Here is a 26,655-nt window from a genome sequence, read left to right on the forward strand (position 1 = left end):
ATTTATAAATCATATAGCAAGTAAAAAGATTATGTTAAATAAAATTGGCATAAAAAACACACCCAAATTGATTGGGTGTGTCTGTTGGTGTATATCAGGCGTTTAGCACCGCAAAAATCTCATCACGCACTGCATTAATGTCTTTGGTGCCATCAAATTGGTGATAACTTGGGGCATTTTCACCTGACTTGGCAACATCTTGATAATGCCCCACCAAAGTGGCGGTCTGAGCATGATAAACAGACAAACGGTCTTTGATGACTTCTTCTTTATCATCATCACGTTGCACCAATTCTTCGCCCGTAACATCATCTTTGCCTGCCACCTTTGGCGGATTATGAATGATGTGATATGTGCGACCTGATGGCAAATGTGCTCTGCGGCCCGACAGACGAGAGATGATGTCCGCATCTGGCACACTAATTTCCACCACATAATCAATGTCCACGCCTGCATCTGCTAAGGCCTGGGCTTGGGGAATGGTGCGTGGAAAGCCATCAAAAATACAACCATTGGCACAATCAGGCTCATTAAGACGCTCTTTGACCAAATTAATAATCAGCTCATCAGAAACCAATTGACCTGCTTCCATGACGGCTTTGGCAGTTTGACCAAGCTGTGTGCCTGCTTTAATCGCTGAGCGGAGCATATCGCCTGTGGAGATTTGAGGAATATTAAATTTTTGAGAGATGAGCTTGGCTTGTGTGCCTTTACCTGCCCCCGGTGGCCCTAACAAAATAATACGCATAACTTTCTCCAAATTAAATAAACTACACTATAAACCACATTTGCCCATTATTCAAGCTGTTTTAAGGAACAATCTGTGAAATGGTTAAATCCGCCTGATTTGCTGTCTTTGACAAAACCACAGGGTTGGCAGATAAATCGCCAGACTCACTGATGGCATTACCTGTACGACTGATACGAGCATTGACCATCAACGTCTCGTTATCCACCCTTCCCGCCGATAGCGTGCGACTTGGCATCATAGCATCAAGGTCGCTTAACGTTACCATCAATGTTCCATTTTTAATCTCGCTCACAGGCAAACGTTTAACCGCATAAGGGGCTTGTCCATCAGCACCTGATATAGAAACAAACACCACGTCTGTCTCACTGATTTGGGGGATAAGCGTGTCTGATACGCCAATGGTAATATTAACGCCTTGCTGAGCTTTTTGTTCTTGGGCGTTAATGTTAGCAAGCAGTTCATCAAGACTGGCAAGGGCTTGGCTTCTATCGCCTGACTTTTTGGCGATACTAGAACGCAAACGTGCCACCCATGCCTTAGCATTGGTAAAGTTGCCTGCTCTCATCTCACCCATCGCCATCATCATCTGCACCCCTTCGTGGTCAGGGTTGGTTGCCAAAATTCCCAATAAAGCGTTTTTGGCATTGGCATCTAGGGCATTGTTATTGACAAAAAAGCTCGTTTGAGCATAAGTCAAAACAATCTCTTCATTGGTGGGATTTAACCGATAAGCCCGAGACAATGCTTCTAAGGCTTGGGGTTTGGCATCTAGTGCCATAAACAGCTCAGACAATCTCAACCAGCGTTGTGGGTCATCAGCATGATAATGCACGTTTGCTTGCATGGCACTGATGAGTGCTGTACTATCGGCGGTTGCCCATTGGGGGGGCGTATCTATTTTGCCTGTTAATAAATCATCTGCCACCTGCCCTACCGTGTCTTGGGCTGTCCAAAGTTTAAACACAGGCGTACGGTCAGCAACTGTCAAATACGCCAGCACCGTCAATACCAAAATCCACACAATGACAATCAGCCGACCCTTGATACCCACCGCCTTATACGCATCTTCTTGGCTTTGGGCATTGATGAGCTGACGTTTTAGCTCGGTCTGTTGAGAGGTATAAGTGGCTTCATCTATCAGACCAGATTGTCTATCACCATCTAACTCGGACAAACGCTCATGAAAAATTTGCACATTAAGTGCCATTAGGCGATTATCGCTTGCTTTTTTGCCTTTGAGCCAAGGAAACACCACCACAAAAGCCAGCAGCACGCACATCAGTACGCACACACTAAAAAACAACAGCAAACTTGGGGTCATGGTGAATCCTTATCAGGTGTTTGATGATTTTTTAAGATGGCTTTAAGCTGAGCTTCTTCACTGTCGCTCAATGCGTCCACCTGCTCACTGATTTTGCGACCCTGTTTGGCTTTATAAAACCAACCCATCAGTAGCACAATCAGCAAAATGGGCGGAAAAATCCACAAAATCCATGTAGATGGTCGCACAGGTGGCTTATAACTGATAAAATCCCCATAGCGTTCAAACATATACGCCCGTATCTCGGTATCGCTCCGTCCATCATTAATCATCTGATAGGTTTGGTTTTTTAAATCCACCGCAATGGGTGCATCTGAGCCTGCTAAGTTTTGGTTTTGGCATTTGGGACACCGCAGCTCTTCTATCAAAGCTTTATAGCGAGCTTCATCTTCGGCAGTTTTGAACTCATAAATCTCAATCGCCCCAAAACTTGGCACATTCAATGCCATCAGCAAACACACAAAGGCTAAACGCTTCATTGGCACAACTCACTTTTTTTGGTGTCATCAAGCGATGGGTTATTTAGAGCATCAAGACAAGGTTTGATGTCATTTTGCCAGTTATTTTGGTCAATCACACCAACAATGTGCTTATAAACCACGCCTTTTTCATTGACCACAAAACTTTCAGGCGCTCCTGTCAATCCCAAATCCAAGGCATATTTACCATCTAAATCCTGCACCGAGTACACAAAAGGGTCTTTGTGTTTGTTTAAATACGCCAAAGCGTTTGGTAGCTCATCTTTGTAGTTGATGCCCACCATGGGCACACCTTGACCAGACAGCTCCATCAAAAATGGATGCTCTATCACGCAAGATGGACACCACGACCCCCACACATTTAGGATAAAAGGCGTTTTTGGCAAATCGTGATTGGTCATGGTGCGATTAAGGTCTGACAGCAGTGGCAAACTCATGGCGGGCAAGGGTTTGTTCATGCTGGTTGTGATGACCACATCCGTCGGCTTACCCAAACGAAATAAAAACATCACAATCAACAGCCCAAACACCACCAAGGGCAACAAAAACATGAGCATTTTTTTATTTTTGGCGGTCATTTATTTTATCTCCTGTTGAGTTTGGTTGGGCATGGTGCGTCTGTCTTGCAAACGATAACGCTTATCTAATACTGCCAGCAGTCCACCCAAACTCATAATAATTGCCCCCAACCACAGCCAACGCACCATCGGTTTGATATACACCCGCACCGCCCAAGTATCTGTTTTGCCATCTTTAACAATCGGTTCACCTAATGCCACATAAATCTCATTAAATAAGCTAGGATACAGTCCTACTTCGGTCATTGGCATCATGGAGACCACATAATTACGCTTTTGTGGGTACAATGTGGTAACAAAAGTCTTGTCTTTTTTGACGTTAATCGTTGCCTGAGTGGCATCGTAATTACTGCCTGTGATGGTGCTAAACTCTTGCAGATAAAACTCATAGTTTTGCACTTGTGTGCTATCACCCACCATCATTGCCACGTCTTTTTCTACACTCAAACTGCTCACGCCTGCCACGCCCAGTGCAGTAATCAGAACGCCCACATGAGCGATATTCATGCCATGATAACTTGGTGAAAGTTTGATAAATTTGGCAAACCGTGAACCTTTGGCATGACGGATTTTATCTTTAATGTCATAAACCATCAGCACCAGCACCCATACTGACAAAACGGACGTGATATAAATAGACCCATGAAATGCCCCATCGCCCAGCCGTGCAATAAGATAAGTCATGCCCGCCCCAATGATAAGGCTAAGTAAAGCACAAACCACGAGCAGTTTAAAAAAAGGTCGGTTGTCTGATTTATAACGTATCATCGCCCCCACGCCCATGACTGCCAAAATCAGCCACGTCAAAGGCACAAACAAAGCATTAAAATATGGCGGTCCTACTGACACTTGACCAAGCTTAAAGGCATCTGCAATGATGGGATATAGCGTACCCAATAGCACCACCAACGTTGCAATCAAAAGGACGATGTTATTGACCACCAACAAGGTTTCTTTGGACTTTAAACGATAACTGCTCTCTACGGTCAATCGCCAACCACGCAACGCAAACATAAGTAATCCACCACCAATAATGACCGCCAAGATGGCTAAAATCGCCATGCCCCGTGTTGGGTCAGCAGCGAACGAGTGCACTGATGTGATGACCCCTGAACGCACAAGAAAGGTGCCAAGCAAAGACAAAGCAAAGGCAAAAATGGCAAGCATCATCGTCCATGCTTTAAACACTCCCCGTTTTTCAGTAACAGCCAGCGAGTGTATGAGTGCCGTACTGGCAAGCCACGGCATCAAAGAAGCATTTTCTACTGGGTCCCAAAACCACCAACCGCCCCAGCCAAGCTCATAATACGCCCACCAAGACCCAATGGCTATCCCCAAAGTTAAAAAGCCCCACGCCAACACCGTCCAAGGTCTGCTCCATCTTGTCCATACCGCATCTATCCGACCTGCCCATAGCCCCGCCATACAAAACGCAAATGGCACTGCCAGCCCCACATAGCCCATATACAGCATGGGCGGATGAAAAATCAGCCCTGGGTCTTGTAGCAGTGGGTTTAAATCTGCTCCGTCCACAGGCAAATTTGGCAAGGTGCGATTAAAGGGGCTGGACGTAAAGACAAGCATTAAAAGCATCATCGTTTGTACCATGCCAAGCACAGCAAGCACTCTGGCTCTCATGTCAAGTGGCAAACCACGGCTAAACACCGCCACCATCATGCCCCACGTCGCCAAAATCAACACCCACAACAGCAGCGAGCCTTCATGACCGCCCCACGTTGCCGACAATTTATAATACCAAGGCAATAAGCTGTTGGAGTGAGACGCAACATAAACCAAGCTAAAATCGTTATACAAAAAGCCTGCCACCAACCCCAAAAAGGACAACCCCATCGCCAAAGAGCCTGCCACCGCCAAACTTGGGGCAAGACGTTGCCATGGCACTTGGTGTTTTAATACGCCCAAAGTTGGCAATACCGCCTGTAAAATGGCAAGCACCAATGCAAGCAAAAGAGCAAAGTACCCAAGTTCTGTGATGAGCATAAAACGACCTTAACCTAAATAAAACACGCCATCAACATCTAAAATCATGACAGCCAATGCGGTAGTATAGCAAGTTTATAAATTGATATTATCAAATAATACTTTTTGTAATGATTAAAATTTTAAATAATAAAAACTAAAAGAACACCACCACCAAATGTAGCCAGCCTGCCAGCAGTCCTGTAATCGCCCCGAGCACCACAAGGGTCATCTCATCTTCTTTGAAGGCAGGACGGAGTAAATTTTGAAATTCATGGGGGGTCAAAGCACGAATGCGACTTTCAAACAAACCAAAAATCTTAGACGCACGAGAAGTGTTTAACTCAGGGTCTCGTATTGGCACCATGGTCGCATCTATGGACTTATCTATGATGGTGTCTTTAAATTCATCTAAGCTGTCGCCCATGCCCATTTTTAATGTGGTGGCAACCACAGGGGATTCTAGCATTTCGTATAAATGTGATTTCATCAGCTCACGTGTCTTGTCCGCTCTTGTGCCGTACATCATCTCGTGCATGACATTTTCCAAGGTAACCAACTCTTTGACAACAATATTGGCAAACACCGTAGAGACTTCATCTTGACGTTTCATAAAACCACCCTGCCACAAATAGCGATGAATGTGGGGAAACATCAAAACAATCCGCCCATGTTCATAACGAAATAACCGCAAAAACCACACAGGACGTGGCTCAACAGGATTAAACACCATCCAAATGGCAATCCAGTTTGTTAATGCCCCCCAAATCGCCGCAAAAAATGGCACTGTCCAATGCTGTGGCACAAAATAAAAAATCCCCATCTGGATAATCCCAAAACCAAAACCAATGATGGCACTGATTTTCCAGATAAATTTAATCTCTTTTTTGCCAACCTTTAAAAACATATCTACCATGAGTTTGCGGTCGTTTTCCATACGTCTGACAATCATTTGACGCATGTCCACCAAATCTTCCACATGATAGGTCAAGTCCAGCACCAAAGCTTTCATAATATGGGGCAGCTCATCATGAGCGTGGGCGTAAATTCTGCGTTTGATGGCATAAGGCAGTTTGCTCCACAACACATAATAACGTTCAAGCATAATCTCATCAATCAAGCTTTCTAGATTTTTATCCACCGTAGCGGTGATAAATTCTGCCATCTCCTCAGGCTCCATTGCCCGAAAAAACTCATCAAGCGAGCCAAGTTTTGAGAGCGTTTGGTCAACAATCACCCCTGATATTTTACCTGCTTTGGCAGGAACGATGCCTTGCCAGCCCAAACCTTGTAAGCCCCAAGGCATATTTTTAATACCAATGCCCCAAAACTTAATAGGGCGAAACAACATCTCTAACGCCATCCACACATGAGCCCACGTTACAAAAGCAGTAACAGGCGGTATGGTGAGCATGGCGATAAATTCAGGGTGCTGGCTTAGCAGTTGCCACAAAGACGCAAACATGGGTTTTATTTATCAGCAAAAACGGCAATAATTTTACCACAAAATTCATCAAATGACTTGTTTTATCATGCGTTTTTTACTGTCATAACTGATAGGTGTGCTTAAATTAACAAAATCAATCTTTTGTTTTTAAAAATTGTGGTAAAATTTAACATTTATCATCAGCCAATTTGTCGCCGTTTCATGAACCAGCCTTTAACACAAGACTCCGACCAAAGTACCGCCACGTTTCACAGACGAATCATCATCGCAGTTTTGTTAATTTTGTTAGGACTGCTTGGGCTTGCTGTACGCTATGGCTACCTACAAATCACCCAATACGAAAAATACCGCACCAACGCCGAAAACAACCGCATTAAACTCATCTCTGACCCGCCTTCTCGTGGCTATATTTATGACAGAAATGGCATTTTGCTTGCTGACAACACGCCTGTTTTTACCGCCGTCATCAGCCCTGATGAAATAGATGACCCTGCTCATACCTTGCGTCTTTTAACGCCAATTTTTGAGCTGACAGAAGAAGACATTACTGACATTTTGGCACGGATTGACAAATCAAAAAACGACAGCGTTACCATCAAAATGGACTTAACTGAAGAGCAAATCGCCAAATTTAGCGAGCGTAAGCCATTTTTTCGGGGGGTGAGCATTCAGACCAAGCTGACACGAGTTTATCCGCATGATGAACTGTTTGCTCACGTCATCGGCTATGTGGGGCGTATTAATGATAAAGAATCCAAAGCCATCAAAGCTGACCCCATCAAAAAAGATTTGTATGCAGGCACCGATTTAATCGGCAAACTTGGCATAGAACAGCAATACGAAGAAGTGCTGCTTGGTAAACCCGGCTATCAATCCGTAGAAGCCAATGCTCATGGCGATGTGTTACGTAAACTGGACACCAAAGCCCCCATCGCAGGCAATGATTTGTACCTGAGCCTGGATTATGGTCTGCAAAAAGTCGCCCAAGACCAACTGGCTGGACGGCGTGGGGCAATTGTGGCACTTGACCCAAAAAATGGTGATGTGCTTGCCTTTGTGTCCAATCCAAGCTATGACCCCAACCCTTTTGTCTCTGGCATTTCATCAAAAATGTATGCCGCTTTGCGTGATGACATTGACCAGCCACTTTATAATCGAGCATTGCAAGGTTTATATCCGCCCGCCAGTACCATCAAGCCCTTTGAGAGCATGGGGTTTTTACATCATGGCATCATGGGCTGGAATGACACCATCTTTGACCCTGGGTATTTTAGCCTACCAGGGGATAGCCACCGTTTTCGTGATTGGAAAAAAGGCGGTCATGGCACGGTCAATATGAGCAAATCCATCATCATGAGTGTGGACACTTATTATTACAAAAACGCTCATCGCTTGGGCATTGATAAACTTCATGACTGGATGAGCCGTTTTGGTTTTGGTCAAAAAACAGGCATTGATTTACCCAACGAAAAAGCAGGCATCATGCCATCTCCCCAGTGGAAACAAAAAACCTACAACAAAGACTGGCTACCTGGGGAGACCATTTCGGTATCTATCGGTCAAGGGGCATTTTTGGCAAGCCCCCTACAAGTCGCCAACGCCACCGCCATGACTGCCATTAAAGGCAAGCACCTAACCCCTCATATTCTAAAAAGCTCCAAAGGTGAAGCACCTGTTAAAATCATTGACAAACCTGATGGCGTGATTGACTTTAATGGCACAGAAGAAGACTGGCTAAATATGCACACCGCCATGGAAGATACCGTCAAACGTGGCACAGCCAAGGGCATTTATACACCCGTCTATCGTATCGCTGGCAAAACAGGCACCGCCCAAGTCAAATCCATCGCCCAAGGCAAAAGCTATAACAAAGCTGCTTTGGATTCTCGCCATTGGGACCATGCGTGGTTTACAGGTTTTGCGCCTGTTGAAGACCCCCAAATCGCCCTAGCAGTCATTGTAGAAAATGGCGGTGGTGGTAGTAAAGTCGCCGCCCCCATTGGGCGAGCGTTGTTTGATTATTGGGTACTCCATAAGGACAAAAACCCCATCAAACCCCCAAATGAAGAAGAAATGGCAAAATTGCGTGCCGAAAAACACGCCATCTTGCAAGCCAAGATAGATGCCATGCAAAAAGCCAAAGAAGCCCAACAGACTCAGCAAAAACCAAGCCAAGATAACAAACCAAAAACCCAATCATGAAAAAAACAACCAACCAAGTGCGTATCATCGGTGGCAAATTTAAACGCCGTCAGTTGTTATTTATAGATACCGATGGTCTGCGTCCCACACCTGACCGCCTAAGAGAGACGGTTTTTAATTGGTTAATGGCAGACACCTTAGATGCTCGTGTGCTAGATGTATGTGCAGGCTCAGGCGTACTAGGCTTTGAAGCTTTATCTCGTGGGGCAAAATTCGCCACTTTTATAGAGTCAAACCACGCCCAAGCCACCATCTTATGCCAAAGTGCCAAAAGCTTACATTTAAATGATGATGATTATGCCATCATCAACGCCACCGCCCAAAACGCCCTACCCACACTGTCAGAGCCTTTTGATATTATTTTTATAGACCCCCCATACACCCTAAACCTATGGCAGACCTTTATCACGCTCATTAAACAGCACCATCTTGTGCATGCCAACACTCAAATTTATCTAGAAAGCGACCGTCCGCTTGATGACATCTGCCACACGCTCACGCCCATCAAAACCACCAAAGTTGGGCAAGTATATGCAGGGATTTTTGAGCCTTAGCTCATCGCCTTATCCATAATCCACAAGACGAGAAAAACTTATGCTAAAAAGAAGTTTCAATCCCACAAACCCCCATCAAGCCCAAGTATGGCAACAACAACACCAATCCATGTATTTTAATGACGTGGTCAGCATCGCCATCATCGGGCACACCAACACGGGTAAAACTTCACTCATGCGGACACTGCTTAGAGACTGTGATTTTGGCGAAGTCAAAAACGCCCCTGCCACCACTCGTCATGTAGAAACGGTAAAAATCTTAGATAAATACGGTGCTCCTTTGGTAACGCTCTATGACACCCCCGGCTTAGAAGATGCCACAGGTGTGATGGATTATTTACAAGAGCACACCAACCCCCGCCATGATGGCGTAGAGCGTCTCAATGTTTTTTTGCAAGCCGTCCAAAACAACAGCCAAGCCTTACTTGGCGATTTTTCCCAAGAAGCCAAAGTCGTCAGTACACTGCTGACTGTGGACATCGCCATTTATGTGATAGACGTGCGTGAGCCTGTGTTGTCCAAATACAAAGATGAACTGGCGATTTTGGCAAGCTCTGGTACGCCTGTACTGCCTGTGTTTAATTTTATCAAATCAAACAGTCCCTTTACTCAATCATGGCAAGAAATGCTCTCTCGGCGAGCCTTGCACGTGATTAACGCCTTTGACACGGTGGCGTTTGATTTTGAAGCAGAAATGAATCTTTGGGCAAATCTTGGCACATTAACGTCCGCCCCTTGTTTTTTAACCCTTCAATCAGAACGCACAGAGATTTGGCATGACATGGCAGAAGAAGGCAGTATGATTATCGCTGATTTTTTGATTAATGTTGCCAGTTTTAGCAAAAAAATCTCAGATGGTGATGATGAACAAGGCGTGTTACTCGCCATGCAAGAAGCCACCCGCCAAGCCTTTACCATCATGCAGCATCGCCTGCTTGAATTGTATAAATTTTATCATGCTGACATTGATGATACACCCATGAGCATACAAGGCAGCAACCAAGACATTTTTGATAATGACTTGCTGGCTCGCTATGGCATTCGGGCAGTTGGTGGGGGCGTGGCAGGTATGATTATCGGTGCTGGGATTGATGTGGCGACTTTTGGGGCAAGTTTGGGACTGGGCACTGCCATTGGGGGTGTGATTGGCGGGCTACTGCCCAACAGTAGCACCATCAAAGACAAAGCCATGGGCATAAAAACACTCACCATCAGCAATGAAACCTTAACGCTACTGTCTGCCCAATCACAATACTTGCACCACACCTTGCGACATCGTGGTCATGCCAGTCTTGATGTCATTCATTTAGATGGCGATACCGCCCTACCTTGGCAATCGGACAAACTGCCAGCCCCACTTAAAAAAGCTCGTGCCTACCCACATTATTCAAGCCTAGACACAAATTATGATGACCATCAATCCCTAAGAGCCGAGCTTGCTGACAAACTTGCCATCATACTAGATACTCATCTTAGCACTTTGGAAAAATCACATGACTAATTCCTCCATCACCGCCCAAAATATCCGCCTAAGACGTGCCGATACCAACGACATCAGTGCATTAAACCAACTTATCCACGCTTGCCACCCAAGTAGCACGGAGCATTTGGACACACTACATCAGCTCATCACATCAGGCTACGTCTTTTGTGTTGATGACCCCGCTACCAAAGAGCCTATGGCGTGCGTGGGGGTGGTTTTTTGTGATGGCAATGCTCACATTTATCCTTGGGTTGTACTGCCACACCTGCAAGGCAAAGGGATTGGTCGCACCATGCTAAGTGCCATACGCACCTTTGCTACTCGCCATGCCAAAAGCCGTGGCATTCACGCCTTAACTTTATCACTCACAGGCAGCACTCACCCAAGCGGATTTTTACCATGTCATGCACCTGATGAACAAGGGCTGATGTTATTTAAAAGCCCTTTATAAAACACAAAAGCACCCAAAATAGGTGCTTTTAAAATGGCGACTTAACTATTTGGCAATACCATCGTCATTGGCAGGCTCAATCACCGCCACATTATCAGGCTTGGGCTGCACCAGTTTTACACCATCGTCTGTATCGGCAGGGCTTGCCACCACATCATGCTCACTGGCAAGACTGGCAGTTTGCATGGCTTGTCTTTGTTTTTGAAATTCAGCCACCTGCTCGGCGGTCAAACTTGCCCCGCCACCCAACACTTGATATAGGCGAATTTGACTGATGACCTGCTGTTGTTCTAATGCCAAAATCGCTTGTTGATTGGCAAACAATGAACGCTCGGCATCTAACACATTCAGATAATTATCCAACCCTGAACGAAAGCGTGCATGAGCGATTTGATAAGTCTCTTGATAGTTTTTTTGTAAGCGGTACTGCGTTTGCAACTGCTGACCGATGGTAGCACGAGCAGCAAGCACATCGTTTACTTCATAAAATGCCGTTTGAATGGCTTTTTCATAAGCAGAGAGCATTTGCTTTTGGGCAACTTGGGCAACTTCATAATTGGCACGGCGAAGACCTGCATCAAAAATCGGCAAGTTGATGGCAGGTCCAAAAGACCAACCAAAAGCAGATGATGACAGCAAATCATTCAAACCAGATGAACGATAACCCAGCTCACCTGACAGCCTGATGGACGGAAAATAACTGGCACGAGCCACGTTAATATTTGCCCCTGCTGACTTTAAGGCGTGTTCTGCTTTGACAATGTCAGGGCGATAATACAACAGCTCGCTTGGCAATCCTGCACTAAATACTGATGGGCTGGTGATTTTGTTTACCGCCATATCAGGCATCAGCTCCACAGGCACAGGCGAACCAATCAATAACTGCAACGCATTACGCAACTGCAAAATGGACGTGTCCGCCTTATAAATATCCAATCGCACCGCTTCTAAGGACGCTTCGGCTTGCAAACTGGGGTTTTTGGCATCAATACCTGCTTCAAAACGCTTTTTATTGATAAACAGCGAGTGCTCACGAGTTTTTAGCGTTTCTAGGGCGAGCTGACGTTGGGCGATGGCGTAGCTTAGATTGACATAGCCTTGGGCAATGTTAGAAATGAGTGATATTTGTACAATATCTTTGTTGGCATTACTACCCAAATACTCATGCAATGCCGATTCTTTAGCACTGGCAACCTTACCCCAAAAATCCAACTCATAGCTAGACATACCCAGACCAACCGTATAACCTGAGCTAGGATTGCGGTCTTGGGGGCTTGCTGAACGAGACGCACTTGCTGATGTTGCCACCGTAGGAAACATATTTGCATGGGCGATTTGGTATCTGGCTTTGGCTGATTCAATGGCAAGTAGTGCTTGTTCTAAATCTTTGTTATGTGCCAAACCCATCTCAATCAAAGATTTTAGCTTATCATCAGCATAAAAATCCTGCCAACGCACAGCCGCAACGCTTGGGCTTTGGGGCGTGCTGATGGTTTCTTTGTCCAAAACTTCATAGCTTTCATCCACAGGAATATTTGGCTTGGCGACCACCGTTAGGGGCGCTTTTGGGGGTATGACATTACACGCCCCCACCGCCAAACTCAAAGCAGATAACGCAAATAAACGCATGATTTTCATAATTTCTCCTGACTGACAGCGTCGGTGGTTTTGGCAGGCTTATAGGGAAATACTGAACGCACCCACACATAAAACATCGGGATAAAGAACACGCCCAAGAATGTCGCTGTGATGACCCCACCAACCACACTTGTGCCAACAGCGTTTTGACTGCCTGAACCTGCCCCTGTGGCAATCATCAACGGCACAACGCCGATACCAAATGCCAAAGACGTCATGATAATGGGACGCAGTCGCATACGAGCAGCTTGCATGACCGCTTCTTTGAGCGTTTTGCCTGATTCTTGGAGTTCTTTGGCAAACTCAATAATCAAAATGGCATTTTTGGCAGAAAGACCGATCACCGTCAATAAACCCACTTGCAAATACACATCATTTGCCATGCCTTTACTGGCGGTAAACAAAACCGCTCCCAAAACACCAAGCGGTATCACCAGCATGACCGAAAATGGAATAGACCAGCTTTCGTACAATGCTGCCAAACACAAAAACACCACCACCATAGAAACGATGTACAATTTCATGGCTTGACCGCTTGTTTTACGTTCTTCTAGCGACAGTCCTGTCCATTCATAACCAATGCCATCAGGAAGCTTGGCAATCATCTCTTCCATCGCCAGCATGGCCTCTCCTGTGGATTTACCGGGAGCGGCTTGACCTTGGATACTCATTGATGACAAACCATTGTAACGGTCAAGTCCTGGGCTACCATATTGCCATTCGCTCGTGGCAAATGCCCCAAAACTAATCATCTGACCGTTGGCGTTACGCACATGCCATTTGTTGATGTCTTCTGGGGTGGCTCGGCTGTCAGGGTTTGCCTGCATATAGACTTTTTTGATACGTCCACGGTCAATAAAATCATTGACATAACTGCCCCCAAAGGCTTGGGCGATTGTGGTATTTATCGTTGCCATATTTAGATTATAGGCGGCCGCTTGCTCTTGATTGATATTGACTTTAAGTTTTGGGGCGTCTTCTTGACCATTAGGACGCACGCCTGCAACATTGGGATTTTGGGCAGACATACCCAGCAGCATATTGCGAGCTTCTAGTAGTTTGTCATGACCCACACCACCGATGTCTTGAAGACGCAAATCAAAGCCGTTTGCATTACCAAAGCCTTGAATGGCAGGCGGAGCAAGTGGATACACCAAAGTCGCTTCTGGTATCATCATGTTTAAAGCCATGGCTTTACCAGCGATTGCTTTGGCAGAGCTGTCAGGGGTGGTACGCTCACTCCAATCTTTTAAACGCACAAACGCCATGCCCATGTTTTGCCCACTGCCCATAAAGCTAAATCCTGAGATGGCAAAAACGCTCTCAACTTTGTCTTTTTCTTGTTCACGGAAATAATGGTCCACTTTTTCCATGACTTGCTTGGTTTGGTCAAGCGTTGAGCCTGCCGGCAGTTGCACCAACGTCATCACAAAACCTTGGTCTTCTTCGGGCACAAAAGACGATGGCAAAGCTCTAAACGTCAGCACCATCACACCAATCACCACCGCATAAGCAATGGCAAAAAGCCATCTGGCATTAAAGGTTTTGCCAACAAAGTTTTCATAACCACGACTTGCTTTAAAAAACAAACGGTTAAACCAGCCAAAAAAGCCTTTTTGGGTATGAATGTCCTTGTGGGCTTGACGTTTTAAAATCGTAACACAAAGTGCTGGCGTAAAGACAAGTGCGACAATCGCCGACAGCGACATACTGGTGATGAGCGTGGCAGCAAACTGACGATAAATCACGCCTGCCGACCCAGCAAAGAAAATCATTGGCACAAACACCACCGATAAAATCAGTGCAATGCCAATCACCACTTTACTAATCTCACTCATAGACTGAATGGTGGCATCTTTAACAGAGATGCTTGGGTCTTCTTCTAAGATACGCTCTACGTTTTCTACCACCACAATCGCATCGTCCACCAAAAGACCAATGGCAAGCACCATCGCAAACATGGTTAAGATATTAATCGTAAAACCAAACGCCGACAACACAGCGAACGTACCCAAAATCACCACAGGCACAGCCAGCGTTGGAATGATGGTTGCTCGCCAGCTCTGTAAAAACAAGAACATGACCAAAAATACCAGTCCAATCGCTTCTAGTAGCGTCATCACCACCTGTTTGATAGACAGTTTGACAAATGGCGTGGTGTCGTATGGTATTTCGGTTTTTAGCCCTTTAGGAAAGCCAACAGACAGCTCATTTAGGCGTTGCTCTACCGCTTCACGCACTTCTAGGGCATTTGCCCCTGATGACAGCATGATGCCGATACCTGCCGCTTGCTGACCATTATAAAAAGTCTCTACTGCATAGCTTTCAGAGCCCAGCTCCACCTTTGCCACATCTTTGATACGCACCTTAGCCCCTGATGAGTCGGTTTTTACCAAAATATTACCAAACTCTTCGGGGGCCTTTAAAAAGCTTTGTACACTGACTGTGGCGTTGATGACTTGACGATTAAGATTGCTTGGTGTGTTGGCAAGCTGACCTGCTGACACCTGTACGTTTTGGGCTTGAATGGCGGCTGACACATCAGATGGCATGAGCGAATAAGAAGCCAGTTTGGCAGGGTCTAGCCAAATACGCATGGCATAAGACGAACCAAACACGTTCACAGAACCCACGCCATTGACACGGCTAATGCTATCTACCACGCTTGCATTTAGATAGTCAGCAATGTCCGACCTATCCATGTTACCATCTTCGGAGAAAAATGATACAACCATCAAAAAGCTACTGCTGGATTTTTCTACTGTTACCCCTTGACGCTGTACATCAGCAGGCAGACTACTCATGGCAGATTGTAACTTGTTTTGCACCTGAACTTGGGCAGTATCAGGATTGACCGAATTATCAAAGGTCAAAGTAACTGAACCTGTCCCAAACGATGATGAGTTAGATGACATATACGCCAGACCATCAAGCCCTTTCATTTGTTGCTCAATGACTTGGGTTACGGTGTTTTCTACTGTCTCAGCATCTGCCCCCGGATAAATGGCATTGATAGAGATGGTTGGTGGTGCAATCTGTGGATACTGCTCAATCGGTAGGCTACGCACAGCGATGACCCCCACCAACATGATGAGCATGGCAATCACCCATGCAAAAATCGGGCGTTCAATAAAATACTTAGACATACCGCCCCCTAGTTACCAGCTTCTGCACTGTCTGCCAAAGCCTCAGCTTCGCTTTGGGCGTCTGATGTCGCTGGATTTGCAGGTGCCATCACGCTGTTTTGACCTTGTTGTGGTGCTTGGTTGTTTGGTTGGTTTTGGGCTTGGGTGGCTGGTGTTTGTTCTGGTGATTGCTCATCTTGTGGCTGTTCATTTTGCGACTGCTCACCTTGCAAGTGGGGATTTGCCACCACACGCACTTCAACAGCTTGGTCAGGTTTTACCTTGGCAGCACCCATCACCACCACTTTATCGCCTGCATTTAAACCCTCAGTAACCACCCATTGACCTTGAAGTGTGCCTGATGTTTTGATTGGACGCACTTCAATTTTGTTATCTTGATTAACCACATATACCTGAGCTTCGCCCTTGGGTGTTAAACTGACCGCAGTTTTTGGCAATATCGTGGCATTTTCTACCACCGATTGGGCAAGGTTGGCATTGACGTACATACCAGGAATTAACACGCCATCAGGGTTGGCAAATACCGCCCGCAACACAACAGAACCTGTCGCTTCATCTACTTTGGCATCTTCTAGGGCAAGCCGACCAATAAGCGGATATACTGTGCCGTCTTCTAAAATAATTTGCACCTCTGGTGAGCCTTGACCTGCTTTGCCTGACATAATCTGTTGGCGTAATTGGAGCATTTGTGATGATGATTGCTGAATGTCCACATACACCATGTCAGTGCGAGAAATGGTTGCCAAAGCACTTGTTTGAGATGCTGACACCAATGCCCCTGCGGTTACTGCTGAAATCCCAATCCGACCTGAAATGGGTGCTTTAACAACAGTACGGCTCATGTCCAACAAACTGGCATCATGAGCCGCTTTGGCACTGTTAATAGATGCTTGGGCTTGGGCAACATTGGCTCGTGCTGATTCAACATTAGCTCGTGCTGTATTGACCCCTGCTTGGGCAGATTTTACGCCCGCTTGAGCAGATTGCACCCCTGCTTGGGCAGTTTTTACAGCGGTTTTTGCTTGGTCGTGGACTTGTTTTGATACCGCATCAATACTCACCAAACTTTGCACTCTGGCCAAATCCGCTTGGGCTTGGGCTAATGTGGCTTGGGCAGAAGTCAGATTGGCTTGGGCGGCGGTTAAATTCGCCTCTTGTGCACCTAAGCTGGCTTGTTGTGCATTTAACTCAGAATTGGCACGCACCAAACTTGCCTCAGCCGTATGAATGGCTGCAAGGCTCGTGTTGGCACTGCTGACATAATTATCGCGGTTAATGCGGTATAAATCTTGACCTTTTTTAACGTAACTGCCTTCTCTAAATAACACTTCATCAATAATACCGCCCACCTGTGGACGTACCTGCGATGTCTCAATGGCGGACACCCTACCAGAAAAATTTTGTATTAAAGGCACAATCCCTAGCTCCACCACTTGCACCTCAACGGTGGTTGGTGGCATTTGTTGTTGGGCAGCGGCTTGTTCAGCATTTTGCTTTTTATTACAAGCAACCAAACCGACACCCATCGCCATCATCAACATGACGCTTAGTATTTTTAGTTTTTGGTTCATAAAATCGCCTTTATTTTGTTGGCTTGTGGTGATTTCATGTAAAATCCTGCAACACAAGCAATAAAAAGTAAAAGTTAGTTATTATAAACCATTTTTAAAGGTTGTTTTTGTAAATTTTTGCTCATACGGTTCATCTTTCCTGCTTGACTTTATGAATAAAATGTGTACAAAATTATGGATTTATCGCCCAAAACATAAAACACAACACATCACTCATCATCGCCAAAAACCAAAAATTTAGCCGCTGGGATAAACTTGCTCATTTTATTTCTAAAATATTGCTAAAATGTAAAATATATTATCATCACTTAAAACTATTAAAAATATGCTTGCATTTTAAAAAATTTTTGCTATCATAGCACCCACTTACATGGCTGGGTGGCAGAGTGGTCATGCAGCGGACTGCAACTCCGTGTACGCCGGTTCGATTCCGACCTCAGCCTCCATTGTTTGCCCGGGTGGTGAAATTGGTAGACACAAGGGATTTAAAATCCCTCGCTCTTTTGAGCGTGCCGGTTCAAGTCCGGCCCCGGGCACCATATTTAGTTTAAACCTCTAACCTTGTTAGGGGTTTTTATTTTTAGACGTGCTTTTAACCCTTGCTTTTTATAAAAAAAGTTCGTATAATATTGTGTGTTTTTTGAGAGCCTTCGTTTCCCCACTCTTAAAACAGATAAAATCAAGCAACTGCTTGAATTTTTTTATTTGTTCTACTCTCAAACTCAATGATTTAAAGGTTTATTATGACTACTACTGTAAGTGCAAAACCTGCTGACGTGGTTCACGACTGGTATGTTGTGGACGCAGAAGGCAAAACGCTAGGTCGCCTAGCCAGCGAAATCGCATCACGTTTGCGTGGCAAGCATAAGCCATCTTATACGCCCCATGTTGATACTGGTGATTACATCATCGTCATCAATGCTGACAAAGTGGCAGTTACTGGCAAAAAAGCCCAAGATAAAAAGTACTACCGTCATACAGGTTATCCAGGCGGCATCAAGGAAACTAATTTTACCAAACTTATCGCTCACAAGCCAGAAGATGTGCTACATAAGGCGGTAAAAGGTATGTTGCCAAAAGGTCCTCTTGGTTATGCCATGATTAAAAAATTAAAGCTGTATGCTGGCACAGAACACCCACATGCCGCTCAACAGCCACAAGTACTAGACATCTAAGGAGACATTATGGAACGCAATTACGGCACTGGTCGCCGCAAGACTTCTACCGCTCGTGTCTTCTTGTCAAAAGGCACAGGCAACATCGTCATCAATGGCAAAAGCCTAGATGAATACTTTGGTCGTGAAACTTCTCGTATGGTTGTGCGTCAGCCTTTGGAACTACTAGAAGCTATTGACAAATACGACCTATATATCACCGTAACAGGTGGTGGTGCTAGCGGTCAAGCAGGTGCAATCCGTCATGGCATTACTCGTGCCTTGATTGAGTCTGACGAAACTGTCAAGCCTGCCCTAAAAGCGGCTGGTTTTGTTACTCGTGATGCTCGTGAAGTTGAGCGTAAAAAGTTGGGTCTACGCAAAGCTCGTAAACGCCCACAATTCTCAAAGCGTTAATTCCTTATCGCTTGAAACTCCGCTTTTAGCGGGGTTTTTTATTGGCTAAAATTGGGGTGGTATAATATCAAAATAGCAAGACCACTTTGCGTACAATGTCCATCAGATTAATTTTTGGTAAAATGTTCCAATATTGAACATTGCCACTATAATCTTCTTGGTCAAGCCCATCTGCTTCTTTAAAATCATGGCTGACAACACAATACCACAGTCGTAACAGCTCTCGTTATTTGACTTAGACTTTTATTAATATACTATTTTGGGCTAAATTATATCATCTAATCCTTAATAAAGACACTTGATAAGTAGGCAGTTTTACGCCATTTTTTAAGGTAACCCTACCTAATTATCAAGGTTAAAGATAGCTATAATATTTGAGCAAATGCCTACAAACTCAAATACACACTCACCAACAACACCTATGGCAATATACATCAACCATCTTCTTTTGTATGCTCAATCCTGATGATGTGTCAGCTCCAACAAACGAATAAAACGCCCCTCCACATCCACCACCGTGATTTGCCAATCATCAATCGTTACTTTTTCACCTTGTAAATAACTCACCGCCCCCAGTGCCTGCATAACCAACCCACCCATGGTGTCCACGTCTGTATCATCAAATGCAGTACCCAATTCATCATTACAATCACTGATGAGCGTGGATGCTTGCACAAGCCAAGTATGCTCTTGATTTGGGTGGGGGACGATGTTGTTGATGGTACTGTCTTCTTCTATGTCATCATGCTCATCCACGATGTCGCCGACAATCTCTTCTAGCAAATCTTCCATCGTAACCACACCGACCACCGAACCAAATTCATCAACCACAATCGCCATATGTACCTGAGCTTTTTGTAGGGAACGAAGCAAGGTATCAGCACGGGCAGTTTCGGCAATGTATAATGGCTTTCGCACCAATTTATCCAAAGACAGTGGCACATCTGTGTCTGTCAGTTTTTGTTGTAAAATCCCTATCAAATCTTTGACCAACAAAATCCCAAGCACGGTATTATCATCATGAGTGTCAAACACAGGGTAGCGAGAATGCTCACTGTCTAGCACCAATGCCAATATGTCCGCCAAATCATCATCACTGCCGATGGCTTTTACCTGTGGGCGTGGAGTCATAATCTCACGCACTTGGGTGGCAGGCAAATCCAACACGCCTTCTAACATATCCACCATATCAGAATCTAAAAACTGCCGAGAATTTTGAACCAAATTTAGTAGGTCATCACGGGTTTCAGGGGCAGTAGAAAGCCAGCGTTTTAAGCCACGTCGCCAGCCACTAGGATTGTCATCAGACATGAAAATTTGTTCCTATAAAACCATAAAATTTCACTTAATTTAGCCCAATTATGCAAAATATTCAAGCCCTTTTTATAAAATCATCAGCCTTGACAAGGCACATGGACGTTTTTACAATAACCAAATGAATGACATACAAACTTTATCATAAACGCCATGATTGCTCAAACTTTATATGCCAATTGTCAAAAACATGCCATCACTCCCTTATATGCGTGTGAAAGTGGCAGTCGTGCGTGGGGATTTGCCAGTTCTGACAGTGATTTTGACGTGCGAATGATTTATAAGCACACACCTGATTGGTATATGTCCATTTATGAAAATAAAGACACCCTTGAATTTATCACGCATGATTTATTTGATGTGCCATTTGATGTTGGTGGTTGGGACATTAAAAAAGCACTCATTCATATTCACAAGTCCAATGTAGTCATCTTTGAGTGGCTATATTCACCCATAATTTATCATTGTGATGATGAGTTTATCTATGCCATCCATCCTGTTTTAATAGAGTTTTTTAACCCACAAGCCATCTATCATCACTATCAAGGTTTGGCAAAAAAGATAAATGCAGGCATGGATTTGACCAAGCCCATTCATCTTAAAAAATGGTGTTATCTTATTCGTGCTTTGCTGGCAAGTTTATGGCTCAAAGAATATCAAACCATGCCACCTGTATTAATCACAAAGATGTTTCACCTGCTAGGTCATGATGAACAAAACGAATTACAACACATCGTTGATGTCAAACAACATCAGCATGAAAGCCATCTTTATCAGTTACCCAAGCCCATGATAAAATTAACCCATCAGCTTTGGCAACATACCCAGCATTTAAAATTTGACAAAAAACCAAAAAGCGATGTTGAGTTGTTAAACCACATCTTTCAAAAATTGGCGTTTGATAAATAAAACCACACCATGGACATCACATATTTAAAAAACAACCGTCTTATTTTATTAGAATGTCTCTCTGGCAGTCGTGCTTATAACCTTGCCACGCCAACATCGGATACAGACATTAAAGGCGTATTTTATCTGCCAAAAACCCATTATTATGGGCTACACAGCGACTATATCCCCCAAATCAGCAATGCCACCAATGACATTGTTTACTATGAGCTTGGGCGATATGTGGCGCTGTTGTTACAAAACAATCCCAATATGATGGAACTGCTTGCCAGCTCTGATGATGACATTCTGTACAAACACCCACTGATGGAGAGATTTAATCCTGATTGGTTTGTGAGCAAATTATGCCAAAAAACCTTTGCAGGATTTGCCATGAGCCAAATTAAAAAATCTCGTGGCTTAAATAAAAAGATTGTCAATCCCATAAGTAAAGACAAAAAGAATATTTTGGCATTTTGTGTGGTGTTTGATAATCACAAAAGCATCTCTTTAATGGATTGGTTGGCACAAAATCATTTGACCCAACAACAAATTGGCTTATCCAAAATGGCACATAGCCGTGATATGTATGCCATGTTTGTTGGTGATAAATTTTGTGGTGTGATGAGTGATGACAAAGCCAATGACGTGTCATTAAGCTCAATCCCAAAAGGTTCGGTGGCAGTTGGCTATTTGTCGTTTAATAAAATGGGATATTCTAAATACTGTCAAGACTATAAAGACTATTGGCAATGGGTGGATAACCGCAATCATGAACGCTACCAATCCACCATCACGCATGGCAAAGGCTATGATGCCAAAAACATCATGCACACTTTTCGGCTACTATACACCGCTTTGGATATTGCTCGCACAGGCAAAGTGATTGCCAAAAGGGATAATCGTGATGAACTGCTTGCCATCAAATCAGGGCAATTTGACTATGATGAATTACTCATCAAAGCTGATGAACTGATGGCTGATGTACAGATGGCATTTACAAAAAGTCAGTTGCCAGATACACCAAACACCACCGCCATCATAAACACACTCATCAACGTGCGTGATGAGCTGTATGCGTCTTGTTCTTAGTTTTCGTCCAACAAATCTCTTTCACGAGCCGCCGCCAAAATGGTGTTTGAGCGGTTGCCTGTGCGACAAAACATATGCAAAGGACGCTCGGTATCATTAAAAAAATCTGCAAAGACTTGGACATGATTCATGTCTAGCATACCACCTGCAAAAGGAATAAATCCATAAGCAATGCCATGTTTTTGACATGCTTGGGCAATCTCATCGGACGTAGGCTGTCCTGCTTCTTCACCATCAGGACGGTTATTGACGATGGATTTTACGCCCGTCTGAGCAAGGGTAGCGACATCATCAGGGGTGATTTGTCCTGAGATGGTGATGGTAAATTCAGGGGCGACATCGCTCATGGCTTCTCCTAATGTAAAATAAATAAGATAGTTTACTCATATTTTGATGATGATACAACCTTTTTATCTCATCTTTTGATAATGTCCATCGCACATACAAAGGCAGATGACCATGCCCACTGAAAATTATAACCCCCCAAATGTCCTGTAACGTCTAACACTTCCCCAATAAAATACAAACCATCGTGCAAGCGACTTTGCATGGTGTTACCAAAAATATCCTTGGTATCTACACCACCTTTGGTTACTTCCGCCACCCGATAGCCTTCTGTGCCTGATGGTTTAAGTTGCCATGTGTTCATGCTTTGACCGATTTGGATAAGCTCTTTATCTTTAATGTTGGCAAGCTCAATATGTGCCAATGACTGCCAAAAATGACCTTCTAGGGCAACCAGCAGATTTTTGGCAAAATATGGCGTTAAAGCGGTGCGTATCTTTTGTTTTGGGTGAGATTTTTTGTGCGATAACAATAACTGACCAATGTCTGTCTGTGGCAATAAGTCCACCCAAATGCTCTCACCAATTTGCCAATAATTAGACAACTGCAACATGGCAGGTCCTGACAGTCCACGATGAGTAAACAGCATGGGCAGCTCAAAGCGAATTTTATCATTAAACGCCACCACATCAAGACTGACACCGCTTAACGACTTTATCATCTCGCCCACTTTGTCTGTAAAGGTAAATGGCACTAAGGATGCTTGGGTGGGTATGATTTTGTGTCCAAACTGCTCAGCAAATTGATAGCCAAAACCACTTGCCCCAAGGGTTGGGATGGACAGCCCACCTGTGGCAATCACCAAAGAGCGTGCTGATAAGGTTTGACTTGTTTGGGTAGATAATAAAAATCCATCATCACAAGGCGTGATGGTATGTACGGTGGTATTAAGCTGTATAGTGGCGTGATGGGTGCGACATTCATCAAGTAACATATTTAAAATATCTTTTGATGAATCATCACAAAATAGCTGACCGTGCGTTTTTTCATGAAAGGCAATGTTGTGCTTGTAAATATATGCCATAAAATCATGGGGCGTAAATTGTGATAATGCCGAACGCACAAAATGGCGATTTTGACTGATAAAATGAGATGCCCCAACGTCCATGTTGGTAAAATTACAACGCCCACCCCCCTGACATCAAAATTTTTTTGCCTGCTTTGTTGGCATGGTCTATAACCAATACACTTTTACCGTGTTTGGCAATATTGATGGCACAAAATAATCCTGATGCTCCCGCTCCGATGATGATAACATCATGATTGTGCTGTGAGTTTTTGGTCGTCATAAGCCGTCTTTGATAAAAAATGGTGGTATTGTACTCAAAAATCCCCCAAAAAGGCAATTTTCGTGTGATTTAGGTATAAAAATTGCTAATTTTACGGTATCATATCCACAAATTTTAAACCACGTTTGCCATGTCTGACCAAAATCACCATCAGTCTAGCACCATCTTTAACCTACCAAACAACCTGACCATCGCTCGCATTTTGATGATACCGCTCTTTATTGCGATTGCTTATTGGCCACCTGCTTTGGGGATTGGTGTGCCTGCCATCACTGATAATGCCATCGCACGATTTGGCATGATGGCGTATAGTGATAATACGCTACGGCATTTTTTGCTGACTTTGGTTTTTGTTTTAGCGGCAATTACCGATTGGCTTGATGGGTTTTTGGCTCGCAAAATGGGTATCACATCTGCCTTTGGGCGATTTTTGGACCCTGTGGCAGATAAGCTGATGGTGGCGGCCGCACTGATTATTTTGGTGCAGTGGCACGCCAATATCGTCATGGCAATCAGTGCCATCGTCATCATCTCTCGTGAAATCGCCGTATCTGCCCTACGTGAATGGATGGCAGAGCTTGGCAAACGTACGTCTGTGGCGGTCTCTTATGTGGGCAAGCTCAAAACCGCTTTTCAAATGGTCGCCATCACCGTACTACTACTAAACTGGCAAAGCCTAGAACTCATTGGCTATGCCCTTATGTTGGTGGCAGTGGTGCTGACTTTATGGTCCATGATGATTTATCTAAAAGCGGCTTGGCCCTACCTGAAACAAAACTAAAATAGCCCCACAATTTGTCCATCAATCACATCTATCGCTTGGGCAGAAGGACTTTTTGGTAGCCCTGGCATTCTCATGATGTCGCCACAAATCACCACAATAAAACCTGCCCCATGTGCCACCACCAACTCACGCACCGTGATGTCAAAATCTGATGGACAACCTAAAAGCTTGGGATTGTCTGATAAAGAGTATTGGGTTTTTGCCATACAAATCGGCAGTTTATCAAAACCAAACTTATAAAGACGCTTAATATCACGCAAGGCATCCGCCCCAAACTGCACGCCTTTTGCCCCATAGACATTTTGGGCGATTTTGGTTATTTTTTGTTCAATAGTATCGCTCTCATCATAGCTAAATGTAAAGGATTTGGGTTTATCCATGGCTTGCAATACTTTATCTGCAAGTGCCAAACCCCCTGCCACGCCCTGCTCCCACACATCACATAAAGCCACATCAACACCTACTTGTTCACACGCTGACAAAACCATGGCAAGCTCATCATCACTGTCAGTGATAAAGCGGTTAATCGCCACCACCACAGGCAAACCAAAGACTTGTTGCATGGTATGGACGTGTTTTAATAGATTTGGCAAACCATCACTTAGGGCATTTAAGTTTTCATCTGCCAAATCCGCCTTAACCATGCCACCATTATATTTTAAGGCACGGACAGTCGCCACCACCACACAAACATCAGGGGAAATATCACCAATACGGCACTTGATATTACAAAACTTCTCTGCCCCCAAATCTGCCCCAAAGCCTGCTTCGGTAACCACCACATCCGCTAAGTGCATGGCGGTTTTTGTGGCAACAAGCGAATTACAACCATGAGCGATATTAGCAAATGGACCACCATGTATCAATGCAGGGGTTTGAGCCATGCTCTGTACTAAATTTGGATAAAATGCGTCCTTTAACAAAGCAGTCATCGCCCCGTGAGCGTGCAAGTCTTTGGCAAAAACAGGTGTGTTATCAAAACGATATGCCACCACCATCTCACCCAGTCGCTTTTTTAAATCATCCAAATCACTCGCCAAGCAAAACACCGCCATCACTTCGCTTGCCACCGCAATATCAAAACCATCAGGGCGAATCACACCATCTGTCGGCTTACCAATACCGCTTAATACATGGCGAAGCTGGCGGTCATTCATGTCCAAAACCCGCTTCCACACGACTTTTTTGGGGTTGATACCCAGCTCATTGCCTTGATAAATGTGATTATCAATCATCGCTGACAGCAAGTTATTGGCAGAGCTGATGGCATGAAAATCTCCCGTAAAGTGCAAATTGATACTTTCCATTGGAATGACCTGAGCTTGCCCGCCCCCTGTTGCTCCGCCTTTGACACCAAATACAGGCCCCAAAGATGGCTCACGCAACACCATCATGGCTGTTTTGTCATCTTTTGCCAAGCGATGAGCCAAAGCATCCGCCAAACCTATGCTGGTGGTGGTTTTACCTTCTCCTGCTGGGGTAGGATTGATGGCAGTTACGAGAACTAATTTGCCGTTTTTATTGGGCAGATGACAAAGTTTATTTGTGTCTATTTTGGCTTTATAACGTCCATAATGCTCTATCATGTCATCTGTTAAGCCTAATTTTTGGGCAATTTGTCCGATGCTTGCCGCATGAGTTAGGGCTTTTTTGGCGATTTGTTCATCGGTAATCATCATTCATCCTTTATTAATACAATAAAACATAACGCCCTATCTTATCATAATCTGACGAGCAAAAACAAAAAAAGCCAACATAAAGTCGGCTTTTT

At 44.4% G+C, this 26,655-nt stretch carries 21 protein-coding genes, 2 tRNA genes and 1 pseudogene; 11 read left to right on the top strand and 13 right to left on the bottom strand.

All coding sequences use genetic code 11. The features are described from left to right. Positions 1–94: 94 nt before the first annotated feature. The 6 genes from adk to CEW93_RS07815 form a co-directional block, all read right to left on the bottom strand. Positions 95–748, bottom strand: coding sequence for an adenylate kinase (adk, locus tag CEW93_RS07790; protein ID WP_089539335.1), 654 nt, complete (start codon positions 746–748; stop codon positions 95–97). A 61-nt stretch (positions 749–809) separates the two neighbouring features. Beyond that, the gene (gene ccmI / locus CEW93_RS07795) at positions 810–2,072 is read right to left on the bottom strand and encodes a c-type cytochrome biogenesis protein CcmI (protein ID WP_089539334.1); all 1,263 of its coding nucleotides are present in this window, start codon (positions 2,070–2,072) and stop codon (positions 810–812) included. Continuing rightward, complete coding sequence (locus CEW93_RS07800; protein ID WP_089539333.1) at positions 2,069–2,551, bottom strand: cytochrome c-type biogenesis protein; 483 nt, start codon at positions 2,549–2,551, stop codon at positions 2,069–2,071. The genes ccmI and CEW93_RS07800 overlap by 4 nt, the downstream gene beginning before the upstream one ends. Further along, complete coding sequence (locus tag CEW93_RS07805; protein WP_089539332.1) at positions 2,548–3,129, bottom strand: DsbE family thiol:disulfide interchange protein; 582 nt, start codon at positions 3,127–3,129, stop codon at positions 2,548–2,550. Before CEW93_RS07805 ends, CEW93_RS07800 begins: the two co-directional genes overlap by 4 nt. Continuing rightward, the gene (locus tag CEW93_RS07810) at positions 3,130–5,130 is read right to left on the bottom strand and encodes a heme lyase CcmF/NrfE family subunit (protein WP_089539331.1); all 2,001 of its coding nucleotides are present in this window, start codon (positions 5,128–5,130) and stop codon (positions 3,130–3,132) included. It lies immediately after the preceding gene. A 136-nt stretch (positions 5,131–5,266) separates the two neighbouring features. Next, positions 5,267–6,574 carry a DUF445 domain-containing protein gene (locus tag CEW93_RS07815; RefSeq protein ID WP_089539330.1) on the bottom strand — a complete coding sequence of 436 codons (1,308 nt, stop codon included), beginning with the start codon at positions 6,572–6,574 and terminating at the stop codon, positions 5,267–5,269. A 183-nt stretch (positions 6,575–6,757) separates the two neighbouring features. Between CEW93_RS07815 and mrdA the strand changes: the two genes are divergently transcribed. From mrdA to CEW93_RS07835, 4 genes are read left to right on the top strand one after another with little or no spacing between them, the layout of a single operon-like run. Beyond that, positions 6,758–8,758, top strand: coding sequence for a penicillin-binding protein 2 (gene mrdA / locus CEW93_RS07820; RefSeq protein WP_089539371.1), 2,001 nt, complete (start codon positions 6,758–6,760; stop codon positions 8,756–8,758). Next, complete coding sequence (gene rsmD, locus CEW93_RS07825) at positions 8,755–9,312, top strand: 16S rRNA (guanine(966)-N(2))-methyltransferase RsmD (RefSeq protein WP_089539329.1); 558 nt, start codon at positions 8,755–8,757, stop codon at positions 9,310–9,312. The genes mrdA and rsmD overlap by 4 nt, the downstream gene beginning before the upstream one ends. 40 nt (positions 9,313–9,352) lie before the next feature. Continuing rightward, entirely contained in the window at positions 9,353–10,813 is a 1,461-nt protein-coding gene (locus CEW93_RS07830) for a DUF3482 domain-containing protein (RefSeq protein ID WP_255504030.1), read from the top strand. Beyond that, on the top strand, positions 10,806–11,246 hold the full coding sequence (locus tag CEW93_RS07835; RefSeq protein ID WP_089539327.1) for a GNAT family N-acetyltransferase: 441 nt from the start codon (positions 10,806–10,808) through the stop codon (positions 11,244–11,246). Before CEW93_RS07830 ends, CEW93_RS07835 begins: the two co-directional genes overlap by 8 nt. 45 nt (positions 11,247–11,291) lie before the next feature. On the opposite strand, the gene CEW93_RS07840 is transcribed toward CEW93_RS07835, so the two are convergent. The 3 genes from CEW93_RS07840 to CEW93_RS07850 are packed head-to-tail and all read right to left on the bottom strand — an operon-like array spanning position 11,292 to position 17,601. Further along, positions 11,292–12,884: an efflux transporter outer membrane subunit gene (locus tag CEW93_RS07840; protein ID WP_089539326.1), complete on the bottom strand. Its 1,593-nt coding sequence runs from the start codon at positions 12,882–12,884 to the stop codon at positions 11,292–11,294. Further along, positions 12,881–16,030: an efflux RND transporter permease subunit gene (locus tag CEW93_RS07845; RefSeq protein WP_146416655.1), complete on the bottom strand. Its 3,150-nt coding sequence runs from the start codon at positions 16,028–16,030 to the stop codon at positions 12,881–12,883. The genes CEW93_RS07840 and CEW93_RS07845 overlap by 4 nt, the downstream gene beginning before the upstream one ends. A gap of 8 nt (positions 16,031–16,038) precedes the next feature. Then, positions 16,039–17,601 (bottom strand): efflux RND transporter periplasmic adaptor subunit, encoded by a 1,563-nt coding sequence (locus tag CEW93_RS07850; protein WP_089540770.1) that lies wholly within the window; start codon positions 17,599–17,601, stop codon positions 16,039–16,041. Between the two features lie 372 nt (positions 17,602–17,973). Between CEW93_RS07850 and CEW93_RS07855 the strand changes: the two genes are divergently transcribed. The 4 genes from CEW93_RS07855 to rpsI all read left to right on the top strand — a co-directional run bounded on the left by CEW93_RS07855 (position 17,974) and on the right by rpsI (position 19,172). Further along, positions 17,974–18,047, top strand: a tRNA-Cys gene (locus CEW93_RS07855). A gap of 6 nt (positions 18,048–18,053) precedes the next feature. Then, a tRNA-Leu gene (locus tag CEW93_RS07860) sits at positions 18,054–18,140 on the top strand. 204 nt (positions 18,141–18,344) lie between these two features. Next, the gene (gene rplM, locus CEW93_RS07865) at positions 18,345–18,776 is read left to right on the top strand and encodes a 50S ribosomal protein L13 (RefSeq protein ID WP_089540771.1); all 432 of its coding nucleotides are present in this window, start codon (positions 18,345–18,347) and stop codon (positions 18,774–18,776) included. 9 nt (positions 18,777–18,785) lie between these two features. Next, positions 18,786–19,172, top strand: a complete 387-nt coding sequence (rpsI, locus tag CEW93_RS07870) for a 30S ribosomal protein S9 (RefSeq protein ID WP_089540772.1) — start codon at positions 18,786–18,788, stop codon at positions 19,170–19,172. A gap of 456 nt (positions 19,173–19,628) precedes the next feature. Here the strand turns inward: rpsI and CEW93_RS07875 are convergent, their stop codons facing one another. Next, on the bottom strand, positions 19,629–20,483 hold the full coding sequence (locus tag CEW93_RS07875; protein WP_089540773.1) for a hemolysin family protein: 855 nt from the start codon (positions 20,481–20,483) through the stop codon (positions 19,629–19,631). A 156-nt stretch (positions 20,484–20,639) separates the two neighbouring features. Between CEW93_RS07875 and CEW93_RS07880 the strand changes: the two genes are divergently transcribed. Continuing rightward, complete coding sequence (locus CEW93_RS07880; protein ID WP_089540774.1) at positions 20,640–21,395, top strand: DNA polymerase beta superfamily protein; 756 nt, start codon at positions 20,640–20,642, stop codon at positions 21,393–21,395. Between the two features lie 9 nt (positions 21,396–21,404). Continuing rightward, positions 21,405–22,466 (top strand): DNA polymerase beta superfamily protein, encoded by a 1,062-nt coding sequence (locus CEW93_RS07885; RefSeq protein WP_089540775.1) that lies wholly within the window; start codon positions 21,405–21,407, stop codon positions 22,464–22,466. Here CEW93_RS07885 and CEW93_RS07890 read toward each other — a convergent pair. Both CEW93_RS07890 and CEW93_RS07895 read right to left on the bottom strand, forming a co-directional pair. Beyond that, positions 22,463–22,813: a beta-lactamase hydrolase domain-containing protein gene (locus CEW93_RS07890; RefSeq protein ID WP_089540776.1), complete on the bottom strand. Its 351-nt coding sequence runs from the start codon at positions 22,811–22,813 to the stop codon at positions 22,463–22,465. The genes CEW93_RS07885 and CEW93_RS07890 overlap by 4 nt on opposite strands. 68 nt (positions 22,814–22,881) lie before the next feature. Next, positions 22,882–24,100, bottom strand: a pseudogene (locus tag CEW93_RS07895) (NAD(P)/FAD-dependent oxidoreductase). 130 nt (positions 24,101–24,230) lie between these two features. Here CEW93_RS07895 and pgsA point away from each other — a divergent pair. Next, on the top strand, positions 24,231–24,881 hold the full coding sequence (pgsA, locus tag CEW93_RS07900; protein ID WP_089540777.1) for a CDP-diacylglycerol--glycerol-3-phosphate 3-phosphatidyltransferase: 651 nt from the start codon (positions 24,231–24,233) through the stop codon (positions 24,879–24,881). Here the strand turns inward: pgsA and CEW93_RS07905 are convergent. Further along, positions 24,878–26,560 (bottom strand): formate--tetrahydrofolate ligase, encoded by a 1,683-nt coding sequence (locus CEW93_RS07905; protein WP_089540778.1) that lies wholly within the window; start codon positions 26,558–26,560, stop codon positions 24,878–24,880. The two genes, pgsA and CEW93_RS07905, sit on opposite strands and share 4 nt — an antisense overlap. Between the last annotated feature and the right edge of the window lie 95 nt (positions 26,561–26,655).

Origin of the sequence: Moraxella sp. VT-16-12 (genome assembly GCF_002224245.2) — a bacterium.
GTDB lineage: Bacteria > Pseudomonadota > Gammaproteobacteria > Pseudomonadales > Moraxellaceae > Moraxella.